Below are 10,060 nucleotides of genomic sequence, written 5' to 3' on the forward strand. Positions count from 1 at the left end.
ATGTTCTCCCGGATGGTCGCTGTTTTCGTTACCGCAGGGCCAGCGTGATCTCGGCCTCGGCGCACAGGGCGTCGCCCACAAAGGCGCGGCCCTTGCAGACGGCCATGCCGAATTCCGGCCGCTCACTGAGCAGGCTGGCGTGGAGCTCCACGGTGTCTCCCGGGGCGATGGGGCGGCGGAAGCTGACCTTGTCGCTCCCGGCCAGGAGAGGCGCTTTCCCGGCGTACTGCTCTGCGGAGAGAAGCAGCAGGTCGGCGCACTGGGCCATGGCCTCCAGGGCATAGACTCCGGGAAGTACCGGATGGTCGGGGAAATGGCCGCGGAAAATATCCCACTGAGGATCGACGTAGAGAGAGGCTGCCGCTTCCCGTCCGGGAACCAGCCGGCTGGCCGTGTCGATCAGCAGCATGGGAGGGCGGTGGGGCAGAACTCCCAGTACCTCTTCGTGGGTCAAACTCCGGACCTCGCCGCCAAACACCAGATCCTTCAGTTTCTCCTGCGCGGGGAAAAAGTCGATATCCCCGGACAGGGCCACCTGCCGGGCCTCCGGCACCGCAAGCCCGGAGACAGTAGTGCACCGATTGGTGCAGCCGTTGGCAATGAGGGCCGCGGCGTAGGGGACGCCGTCTTCCGCCGGAACGAATTCCAGATCAGGCAGAGAGGCCTGGAGCCGTTTGACCAGAGAGACCCGGTCGTAGCGGGGGTTGCAGCCGCCGCAGTAGCGCACACCGATCTGAGGCTTTTCGGACATGATATCAAACACCTACCATACGCAGAGTTTAGTATCATTTTAACATGCCGTATGTTCATTGTCCAGACTTTCCCCCACGGATCAGTGTAGAAAAATGAGAAGGACAGGAAAAAATACGGCTTGACAAAAGAAGCTGGCTGTGGTATCTTTTGTGCAGGAGTTAGCAATAACTAACTCCTGCACTGAAATACGGCTCCCGCCGAGGAGCCCGTTTTTTTAAAAATGAGTTAGTCTTAGCTAACTAAAAGGAGGGTGGAGCAATGCGGCAGACGGACTTTGAGCGGGCGCTGGTTTGGCACTGTGCGCCTGTTTTGGTGGGACTGAAGGCGGCAGGGCTGCTCTCTCTGACGATGGAGAATGGGGGAATGCTGCCCGAGATGGCGGGAAAATACAATGTTTTGCTGGCTGGAAATGGCCTGCGCTTTTTGCCTCTGTGCCGCTGTGGCAGCCGCCGTCTTTTGTTGGTCTACCGGGAGGAGCCCCTGGCGCGGGCCCTGGAGTGTCCGGCGGCCTGTGCCATTCTGCACAGGGCCGGGTATCCGGTGGGGGAACCGCTACCCCGCCTGCTGGGACGGCTTATGGAGCGAATGGAGACGGCCGAGGAGTTTCCGCACGAGATCGGCCTTTTTCTGGGTTACCCTCCGGAGGATGTGGAGGGCTTCTTGAATGACCCCGGCGGTAGGGGATGCCGGCTCTGCGGCTGCTGGAAGGTTTATCACGACGCGGAAGGGGCCCGGAGAAGGTTTCGTCAGTTTCGTCAGTGCAGAGACCTGCTGTGGGCGAGGCTGGAACGGGGAGATTCCCTGATCCGCATGATGGGGGCTGGACCTAAAACGGCCTGAAGAAAAAATACATGAAAAACAGGAGGACAACACAATGAGCAAAATTGCTGTGATTTACTGGTCGGGAACCGGCAACACCGAGGCAATGGCCCGGGCGGTGGCGGAAGGCGCCATAGCCGCCGGAGCCGCCGCGGAACTCTTCAATGTCTCAGAAATGACACCGGAGGCGGCGCTTGGGTATGACGCGCTGGCTCTGGGCTGCCCGGCCATGGGGGCTGAGACGCTGGAGGAGGCGGAATTTGAGCCCTTCTTCTCGGCGCTGGAGCGCCGCATCTCCGGGAAAAAGACCGCTTTGTTCGGCTCCTACGGCTGGGGGGACGGGCAGTGGATGCGGGATTGGTACGAGCGGGCGGAAAATGCCGGGGCCGCTCTCTGCGGCCCCGGGGGCCTCATGGTCAATGAGGTCCCCGACGATGCCGGCCTGGCTGCCTGCCGGAATCTGGGCGCGGCGCTGGCCGGCTAAACTGCTCTATTGTAAAGACTCACCTTTCATCTTGTTCCACAGACTTTCTTCAAACACGGCGAAGAGCCGGACACATCATGTGTCCGGCTCTTCGCCGCAGGCTTGGATCAGATGTTGTTTTCGGTGCGGTAACGCTTCTGGGGGACATAAGTGCAGTGGAGGAGCTGGTGAGCTCTGCGCCCGCCGGGCTCGCCCAGATACTCGTCGTAAATCTTTTTCACCACGGGATTTTCGTGGCTTTTGCGCATGGGCATCTCTTTGTCCTGGTCATACAGAGCCTTGGCGCGCAGCCCGGCCAGATCGGTGAAGGAGCGGGTGTCGGAGGAGTGGAGGGGCTGACCGCCTCCGTTGATGCAGCCGCCGGGGCAGGCCATGAACTCAATGAAGTCGTACTGGAGGGAACCGTCCTTCAAGCCGTCGATGACCTTCTTCACATTGGACAGGCCGGAGGCGGCGCACACCCGGACGGTACGGCCGGCCAGTTCGTAGCTGGCCTCCTTCACGCCCTTCATGCCCCGGACCTGAGTGAACTCCACCATCTTGACCTCGCCGCCGGTGAGAATCTCGGAGACGGTGCGCAGGGCGGCTTCCATGACGCCGCCGGTGGCGCCGAAAATGACCGAAGCGCCGGTGGAGATACCCAGCAGGGGATCAAACTCCCCGTCGGGCAGATGGTCGAACATCATGCCGGACTGGGTGATGAGGCGGGCCAGCTCCCGGGTGGTGAGGGAGATATCCACCGGCATGCAGCCGTTGGACATCCGCTGTTCGGGGCGCTGAACCTCGTACTTCTTGGCGGTGCAGGGCATGACGGATACCACTACGATATCCTTGGGATCAATGCCCGCCTGCTGGGCGTAGTAGCTTTTTACCAGGGAGCCGAACATCTGCTGGGGGGATTTGCAGGTGGAGACGTTGGGCAGCAGCTCGGGGGCGTGCTGCTCGCAGTAGCGGATCCATCCGGGGGAGCAGGAGGTGATGAGGGGGAGAGGTCCGCCTTTTTCCAGCCGGTGGAGGAACTCGGTACCCTCCTCCATGATGGTGAAGTCGGCGGCGCTGTCCACGTCGAAAACCTTGTCAAAGCCCAGCCGGTGGAGAGCGGTGACCATCTTGCCCTCCACGTTGGTACCAACAGGCAGGCCGAAGCACTCGCCCAGCGTTACGCGGACGGAGGGGGCGGGGCCGACCACCACGTGCTTGCTGGGGTCCATCAGGGCCGCCATCACCTGAGCGGTGTTGTCCTGCTCGGCCAGAGCGCCGGTGGGGCAGGCCACGATGCACTGGCCGCAGGAGATGCAGTCTACTTCGGACAGGTCCCGGTCGAAGGCGCAGCCCACATGGGTGGAGAAGCCGCGGTCATTGCAGCCGATGACGCCGACTTCCTGGATCTTGCGGCACATGGAGGTACAGCGGCGGCAGAGGATGCACTTGGAGTTGTCCCGCACCAGATGGAGCGCAGTGGTCTCCAGGCGGGGGGGCAGTTTGTCGTTGGCGTAGCGCACCGCGTCAATGCCCAGGTCGGCGGCCAGCTGCCGCAGTTCGCAGTGGGCGTTGCGGGAGCAGGTGAGGCAGTCCATGCGGTGGTTGGAAAGGATGAGCTCCAGGGTCAGCTGACGGGAATGGCGGACCTTGGGGGTGTTGGTGAGGACTTCCATGCCCTCGGACACGGGGTAAACGCAGGAGGCCATCAGGCTCCGGGCACCCTTGACTTCCACCACGCAGATGCGGCAGGCGCCGATCTCGTTGACGTCCTTCAGGAAGCACAGCGTGGGGATCTTGATTCCGGCGCTCCGGGCGGCCTCCAGCACAGTGGTGCCTTCGGGGACGGTGACGGGAATCCTGTCGATGGTGAGATGGACCATTTTCTTTTCCATAGTGTTCCGCCCCCTTTACATTTTCACGATGGCGTCAAAGCGGCAGTTGCTCAGGCAGACGCCGCATTTGATGCACTTGGTGGTATCGATGACGTGGGGTGCCTTGATCGCTCCTGTAATGGCACCGGCCGGGCAGTTCCGGGCGCACAGAGTGCAGCCGCGGCACTTGTCTGGCGTGATGATATAGCGGATCAGGTTCTTGCACACGCCGGCGGGGCAGCGCTTTTCCACCACGTGGGCCACATACTCGTCCCGGAAGTATTTCAGCGTGGAGAGCACGGGGTTGGGCGCAGACTGACCCAGGGCGCACAGGGCGGAATCCTTGAGGTGGTAGCACAGCTCCTCAATGGTGTCCAGATCCTCCAAAGTGCCTTCTCCGTCGGTAATTTTGCACAGCAGGTCGTAGAGCCGCTTGGTGCCGATGCGGCAGGGGGTGCACTTTCCGCAGGATTCATCCACGATAAAGGAGAGGAAGAACTTGGCGATATCCACCATACAGTTGTCCTCATCCATGACGATCAGCCCGCCGGAACCCATCATGGAGCCGATGGAGAGCAGAGAGTCGTAGTCGATGGGGGTGTCAATGAGGGAGGCGGGGATGCAGCCGCCGGAGGGGCCGCCGGTCTGGGCCGCCTTGAACTTTTTGCCGCCGGGCACGCCTCCGCCGATGTCCTCGATGATGGTCCGCAGGGTGGTGCCCATGGGGATCTCCACAAGGCCGGTGTTGGTGATCTTGCCGCCCAGAGCAAAGACCTTGGTGCCCTTGGACTTCTCGGTGCCGATGGCGGCAAATTTGTCCGCGCCGTTATTGAGAATCCAGGTGATATTGGCGTAGGTCTCCACGTTGTTGAGAAGGGTGGGGCGCTGGAACAGGCCCTTCACCGCGGGGAAGGGAGGACGGGGACGGGGCTCGCCCCGGTGCCCCTCAATGGAGGTCATCAAAGCGGTCTCCTCGCCGCAGACGAAGGCGCCGGCGCCCAGCCGAAGCTCGATATCGAAGGAGAAGCCGGAGTTCAGGATGTCCTGGCCCAGCAGACCGTACTCCCGGGCCAGCTCAATAGCCTTTTGCAGACGCTTGACGGCGATGGGATACTCGGCGCGGACATAGATGTAACCGTGGGTGCCGCCGATGGCATAGGCGGCGATGGTCATGGCCTCCAGTATGGAGAAGGGGTCGCCCTCCAGCACGGAGCGGTCCATGAAAGCGCCCGGGTCGCCCTCATCGGCGTTGCAGCAGACGTATTTCACCCCGTCGGGGCTGACCGCGTCCTTGGTGAACTGCCACTTGTTCCCGGAGGGGAACCCGGCGCCGCCGCGGCCTCTCAGACCGCTCGCCTTGATCGTATCGATGATCGTTTGAGGGTCCACGTGATTTTCCAGGATGCGGCTGAGCGCCAGATAGCCGTCGACGCCGATGTATTCGTCAATGGATTCGGGATCAATGACGCCGCAGTTGCGCAGGGCGATGCGCTGCTGATGTTTATAGAACTTGGTCTCGGCGAGAGAGGTGACGGCATCGCCGGCGTCGCTCTCCATATGCAGCAGGCGCTTGACGATGCGGCCCTTGACCAGGTGTTCCTGAACGATCTCGGGGACATCCTCAGCGGTGACCCGGCTGTAACAGGCCCCCTCCGGGAAGATCATGACAATGGGGCCGATGGCGCACAGACCGAAGCAGCCGGTACGGACCACCTTGACCTCCTTGTCCAGATCCGACAGCTTGAGCTGCTTTTCAAAAGCCTCGGCGATCTTGGGGCTTTCCGAGGAGGTGCAGCCTGTGCCGCAGCAGACCATGACATGGGACCGAATTCGACTCATGTTCCCCGCCTCCTCATTCTGCGGCCCCGATGGTGTACTCGGTCACGACCCGGCGATTGACCAGGTGTTCGTTCACCACAACGGGGACCATATCGGGCTTCATCTTTACATAGGTGACTTTCTCTTCACCGGGGATATAGACCTCCACGATGGGCTCCAAACGGCATACGCCGATACAGCCGGTCTGGGCCACGGTGACGTTGCGCAGGCCGCGGCGCTGGATCTCATCCAGAAATGCGGTCAGCACGGGCTTCGCGCCCGCGGCGATGCCGCAGGTAGCCATACCCACTACCACACGGATGTTGTCGCCGCTCTGGTCACGGATGTCCATCTGCTGCTTCATTTTTTCCCGGATGGCTTTCAGTTCTTCCAGGCTCTTCAAAGTTGTCACTCCTTCAAATGTTGGCTTCCTGCTCGGCCAGGAACTCCCTGATCCAGAGAAAGACCTCCGGCGTATCCAGGGGAACCTCGGGCCCCAGCAGGTCCCGAATCTGCTCCGTTTGAAAGGTATAGCTCCCTTTTACTGTGGTATGGACCAAAGTGAAATCCACCTGGGGACTGCCCTGGACCATCAGCGCTGCCGCACCCGGCAGATCTCCCAGGGGAGGGCAGTCCAGATGGTCCCGATGAAAGACCGCTGTTATGGTAGTTCCCGCGCCAAGCGTACTCTCCAGGGAGAGCGAGCCTCCGGTCTGCTCCGCGGCCATGCGGTAGAGGGGAATCCCCATGCCGACCTTCCGGGTGGTGCGGGTGGTGGTAAAGGGGTCTGATACCGCAGCCAGCAGGTCGGGGGACATCCCTTTTCCGTCGTCGGAGATCACCGCGGTAAGCGTTCCGTCCTCACATTCCGAGAGGGACAGATTCACATGGCGGGCACCGGCGGCGGTGGAGTTTTTCACAATATCCAAAAAGTAAAGGGCGAGCTCTTTCATTTATACATGTCCAAAATGGGGGCGACCTGTGCCGGCGTGAGACGACCATAGACGTCCTCATTGATCATCATGACGGGGGCCAGACCGCAGGCGCCGATGCAGCGGCAGGCATCCAGAGAGAACTTCCCGTCGGGTGTGATCCCGCCGGGGGCGATCCCCAACTTCTGCTCTACGGCCTGGAGAATGTCGCCGGCGCCTTTGACGTAGCAGGCGGTGCCCAGGCAGACGGAAATCTGGTAGCGGCCCTTGGGGTTCAGGCTGAACTGGGTGTAGAAGGATACGACGCCGTAGATCTCGGACAGAGGCAGATCCAGCCCCTCCGCGATCATGATCTGGACCTCTTCCGGCAGATACCCGAAGATTTCCTGGGCGGCCTGGAGCACCGGCATAGTGGCGCCGGGCTGGCCTTTGTGCGCGGCGATCACCTGACGAAGCTTTTCCTCCTGCTCGGGTGTTCCGCAATACGGGACAGCGGTTTTGACATTGGGCATGTCTGGGGTTCCTCCTTCAAATAATGGAATAGACGATCTCTCACGCCTTGAGAAAATGAACTCTCCAGTATAAATGATTTATACGCTTTCAGTCCGAAAATTTTTCAAGTGCGTCTGAAAAAGACATCGCTGTTTTGGGCCGTTTTCAGCCAGTGGATTACGGCCTTGGGGGAACGCTGAGGCAGGTCCATGTACTGGTGGGCGTCCATGACCTGATCCAGATAGTGCGCGTCGGAGTTTGTGATTCGTGTTACACCTGATAAATCGGGCCGAAGAAGAAGCGCGGGGGGACTGTGCGGGGACAGCTCGGCCAGAGGGAAGTTCATGTTTGCATCCCAGAAGCCGAGGTTGGACAGAAGGGAAAAGGCGGGGCGGTCGATGTGGGCCGGAAACGCCGTTCCACCATACTGCGCGGTCAATCCTGCAACCTCGTAGATGCCAATCTCGGCGGCACCGGCGAGGAAGGCGCTTTCTTCCCCCAGGATCCGGTCAGTGTCGTCCATAAGGAGCTGAGGGCCAAAAAAGCCGGGATTGTTGGGGATGGGCGGGAGAAGCGGTTTGATCCGGGCATCAAAGCCGACAGCGGAGGGCAGGTCCGGAAAGAGGCAGACAATATGTACCTCTTCCCGGGTGGTCAGCTCCATTCCGGGAAGAGCCAGCAGGCCGTGGCGCTCCGCCGCCCGGAGAAAAGCACCGCAGTTTCCTGCGGTGTTGTGGTCGGTGAGCGCAACAACATCCAGTCCGGCCAGCGCACACATGGCGGCCAGATCGGCAGGCGTGTTCTCCGCTCCGCCACAGGGAGAGAGGCAGGAGTGCAGATGCAGGTCGAAGGAGAGTCTCATCGTGTTCCCTCGATTGCGGCAGCCACCCGTCCGGCTGCCTCGTAAGTTCCGGCGGCACAGCCCAGGATGGTGACGCCGTGCTCGCTGGCCTTGGACAGAAGATCCGGATCCGGGGCCACCCCCTCGGTGAGCAGGACACAGGCCACATCCGAAAGAGAAGCCACCCCAGCGACGTTTCCGTTGGACATAATGGTCATCCATACGGCCCCAGCCGGGGCTCGGCCCATGACCCAAGACAACAGATCGCCGCAGTAGCCGCCGGTGACGGAGCGCTCTGCATCGGCCAGGTGGAAAACATGGAGAGAGAGCGAGGAAATAAGCGCGCTTACGGTCATAAAAGCCCCTTCTTTCGCCAATTATTTTTATAATAACACATTGTGAAAACAAATGGAATAGAAAGGAGGAAAGAAAAAGAGCGGAAAATCTGCATAGAAACAGTTGACAAAAACGCTGCATCGTTGTACAATACAGACAGAAAGAAAGAGGTGAATCCAATGGGCTAGGAGGTCCGGCCAGAAACCCTTTCTGGAAGGGGAAGCCAAAGGCTTCTCGGCAAAGCGAGATCTGGATTGGCAATTCAGCACAGCAGATTCCGAACTGGCTCACACGTGTGAGAACGCAGCTCCAGCCACTCCTGCGGAAGCGACGGTTCGTCGATGCAGGGAGAATGAAGCGCATCAAGGGTTCCAAGGTAACTGCAAGGCGAAGAATTGATCCCGCGTTCAGATCACAGCGGAGCGAACATCCTGTAGAAAGAAGAGGTATTCAATTTGGTAGACCCTACTCAGCAGTAACCCCCCGGTCACAACGGATGGCCGGGGGGTTGGTGTTTTTGCGACGGTTTTGGAACCCGGCTCAAAGGAGCGTCCGCAGATCGTAGGGCGTGGTTTGGTAAACATAGTAATTGAGCCAGTTGGTGTAGAGCAGCTGTCCGGCGCTTCGCCAGCGCACCACGGGTGCCTGAGCGGGATCGTCGTCTGGGAAGTAATGGGCGGGGACAGGAATCTCCAGCCCTTTCTCCAAATCCCGGCGGTACTCCCTGGCAAGGGTGTCGGGGTCATACTCTGGGTGACCCATGATGAAGAACTGCCTGGAATCCTCGGTTTTGACTGCAAATACCCCGGCTTCCGGGGAATCCGCGATCAGTTCCAGTCCGGGAACAGCCAGAATGTCGCTGCGGCGCACCTCGGTATAGCGGGAGTGCGGGGCGTAAAAGCGGTCGTCAAAGCCGCGAAACAGCGGGGAAGAGGGCTTGAGCACCCGGTGTTCAAAGACGCCGGAAAGTTTGCGGGGGAGCTCATATTTGGGAATGCCATGGTGGAAGTAGAGGCCGGCCTGGGCCCCCCAGCAAATATGGAGGGTAGAGTGAACGTGGTGCTTGGACCATTCCATGATCTCCAGCAGCTCCTCCCAATAGTCCACCTGGTCAAAATCCAGATTCTCCACAGGAGCACCGGTGATGATGAGACCGTCGAAATTCCGTCCTTTGACCGCCTGAAATGTGGTATAGAAAGATTCCAGGTGATCTTCATCCGTGTGCTGGGACTGGTAGCTGGCGGTCCGCAGCAGTTCCACCTGAATCTGCAGCGGCGTGTTGGACAGCTTGCGGAGCAGCTGCGTCTCCGTGACGATCTTAGTGGGCATCAAATTGAGGATCAGCACGTTCAGCGGCCGGATGTCCTGGTGGACGGCCCGGTATTCCGTCATGACAAAGATGTTTTCGCTGTCCAGCACCGAGCGGGCCGGAAGAGAGTCTGGGATTCGGATGGGCATAGGAACGGACCTCCCTGGAGAAAAGATTTTTCCTATTATAATGTATATCGACGTTCTGCGCAAGCAAAATGGGTTTTTTGAGAAAATGCGAAAAAAGCGTTGACAAACGGGTGTGGTTTTGATATATTATTCGAGCACCTGTTGAGCAGGGCGGGAACGAGTCGAGGGATCGGAAGGGTCCGGAAGGGCTGAAAAAAGTAGTTGACAAAGCGGACGAGCTGTGATAGACTATCAAAGTTGCGTCTGAAGCGTCAAAGACTGGATTCGGAAAGCT

General features: G+C 59.9%; 11 protein-coding genes. 2 read left to right on the forward strand and 9 right to left on the reverse strand.

Annotated elements, in window-relative coordinates; all coding sequences use genetic code 11:
- Window positions 1-28 precede the first annotated feature (28 nt).
- Complete coding sequence (locus ACQRD3_RS01235; RefSeq protein WP_080906081.1) at window positions 29-751, reverse strand: hypothetical protein; 723 nt, start codon at window positions 749-751, stop codon at window positions 29-31.
- Window positions 752-1,011: 260 nt separating this feature from the next.
- Here ACQRD3_RS01235 and ACQRD3_RS01240 point away from each other — a divergent pair, with 260 nt between their 5' ends.
- Both ACQRD3_RS01240 and ACQRD3_RS01245 read left to right on the forward strand, forming a co-directional pair.
- Entirely contained in the window at window positions 1,012-1,593 is a 582-nt protein-coding gene (locus tag ACQRD3_RS01240; RefSeq protein WP_427779307.1) for a DUF3793 family protein, read from the forward strand.
- Between the two features lie 34 nt (window positions 1,594-1,627).
- Window positions 1,628-2,056, forward strand: coding sequence for a flavodoxin (locus tag ACQRD3_RS01245; RefSeq protein ID WP_080906079.1), 429 nt, complete (start codon window positions 1,628-1,630; stop codon window positions 2,054-2,056).
- A 107-nt stretch (window positions 2,057-2,163) separates the two neighbouring features.
- Here the strand turns inward: ACQRD3_RS01245 and ACQRD3_RS01250 are convergent, their stop codons facing one another.
- The 8 genes from ACQRD3_RS01250 to metA all read right to left on the reverse strand — a co-directional run bounded on the left by ACQRD3_RS01250 (window position 2,164) and on the right by metA (window position 9,786).
- Window positions 2,164-3,930 carry an NADH-dependent [FeFe] hydrogenase, group A6 gene (locus ACQRD3_RS01250; protein ID WP_427779308.1) on the reverse strand — a complete coding sequence of 589 codons (1,767 nt, stop codon included), beginning with the start codon at window positions 3,928-3,930 and terminating at the stop codon, window positions 2,164-2,166.
- A gap of 15 nt (window positions 3,931-3,945) precedes the next feature.
- The gene (locus ACQRD3_RS01255) at window positions 3,946-5,748 is read right to left on the reverse strand and encodes an NADH-ubiquinone oxidoreductase-F iron-sulfur binding region domain-containing protein (RefSeq protein WP_427779310.1); all 1,803 of its coding nucleotides are present in this window, start codon (window positions 5,746-5,748) and stop codon (window positions 3,946-3,948) included.
- Window positions 5,749-5,761: 13 nt separating this feature from the next.
- The gene (locus ACQRD3_RS01260) at window positions 5,762-6,130 is read right to left on the reverse strand and encodes a (2Fe-2S) ferredoxin domain-containing protein (protein ID WP_080906076.1); all 369 of its coding nucleotides are present in this window, start codon (window positions 6,128-6,130) and stop codon (window positions 5,762-5,764) included.
- A 13-nt stretch (window positions 6,131-6,143) separates the two neighbouring features.
- On the reverse strand, window positions 6,144-6,680 hold the full coding sequence (locus ACQRD3_RS01265; RefSeq protein WP_427779312.1) for an ATP-binding protein: 537 nt from the start codon (window positions 6,678-6,680) through the stop codon (window positions 6,144-6,146).
- On the reverse strand, window positions 6,677-7,171 hold the full coding sequence (gene nuoE, locus ACQRD3_RS01270; protein WP_080906074.1) for an NADH-quinone oxidoreductase subunit NuoE: 495 nt from the start codon (window positions 7,169-7,171) through the stop codon (window positions 6,677-6,679). The genes ACQRD3_RS01265 and nuoE overlap by 4 nt, the downstream gene beginning before the upstream one ends.
- A 104-nt stretch (window positions 7,172-7,275) precedes the next feature.
- Window positions 7,276-8,013: a PHP domain-containing protein gene (locus ACQRD3_RS01275; protein ID WP_427779314.1), complete on the reverse strand. Its 738-nt coding sequence runs from the start codon at window positions 8,011-8,013 to the stop codon at window positions 7,276-7,278.
- Window positions 8,010-8,348, reverse strand: coding sequence for a DRTGG domain-containing protein (locus ACQRD3_RS01280; protein WP_427779316.1), 339 nt, complete (start codon window positions 8,346-8,348; stop codon window positions 8,010-8,012). Before ACQRD3_RS01280 ends, ACQRD3_RS01275 begins: the two co-directional genes overlap by 4 nt.
- Before the next feature lie 520 nt (window positions 8,349-8,868).
- On the reverse strand, window positions 8,869-9,786 hold the full coding sequence (gene metA, locus ACQRD3_RS01285; protein WP_080906071.1) for a homoserine O-acetyltransferase MetA: 918 nt from the start codon (window positions 9,784-9,786) through the stop codon (window positions 8,869-8,871).
- Window positions 9,787-10,060 lie beyond the last annotated feature (274 nt).

It is taken from the genome of Candidatus Pseudoscillospira sp. SGI.172, from assembly GCF_050313575.1.
GTDB lineage: Bacteria > Bacillota > Clostridia > Oscillospirales > Oscillospiraceae > Vermiculatibacterium.

Coding starts and splice junctions, on each gene's coding strand:
- ACQRD3_RS01245 (WP_080906079.1), top strand. CDS start 1,628: ATGAGCAAAATTGCTGTGATTTACTGGTCGGGAACCGGCAACACCGAG.
- metA (WP_080906071.1), bottom strand. CDS start 9,786: ATGCCCATCCGAATCCCAGACTCTCTTCCGGCCCGCTCGGTGCTGGAC.
- ACQRD3_RS01275 (WP_427779314.1), bottom strand. CDS start 8,013: ATGAGACTCTCCTTCGACCTGCATCTGCACTCCTGCCTCTCTCCCTGT.
- ACQRD3_RS01265 (WP_427779312.1), bottom strand. CDS start 6,680: ATGAAAGAGCTCGCCCTTTACTTTTTGGATATTGTGAAAAACTCCACC.
- ACQRD3_RS01280 (WP_427779316.1), bottom strand. CDS start 8,348: ATGACCGTAAGCGCGCTTATTTCCTCGCTCTCTCTCCATGTTTTCCAC.
- ACQRD3_RS01250 (WP_427779308.1), bottom strand. CDS start 3,930: ATGGAAAAGAAAATGGTCCATCTCACCATCGACAGGATTCCCGTCACC.
- ACQRD3_RS01255 (WP_427779310.1), bottom strand. CDS start 5,748: ATGAGTCGAATTCGGTCCCATGTCATGGTCTGCTGCGGCACAGGCTGC.
- ACQRD3_RS01240 (WP_427779307.1), top strand. CDS start 1,012: ATGCGGCAGACGGACTTTGAGCGGGCGCTGGTTTGGCACTGTGCGCCT.
- nuoE (WP_080906074.1), bottom strand. CDS start 7,171: ATGCCCAATGTCAAAACCGCTGTCCCGTATTGCGGAACACCCGAGCAG.
- ACQRD3_RS01235 (WP_080906081.1), bottom strand. CDS start 751: ATGTCCGAAAAGCCTCAGATCGGTGTGCGCTACTGCGGCGGCTGCAAC.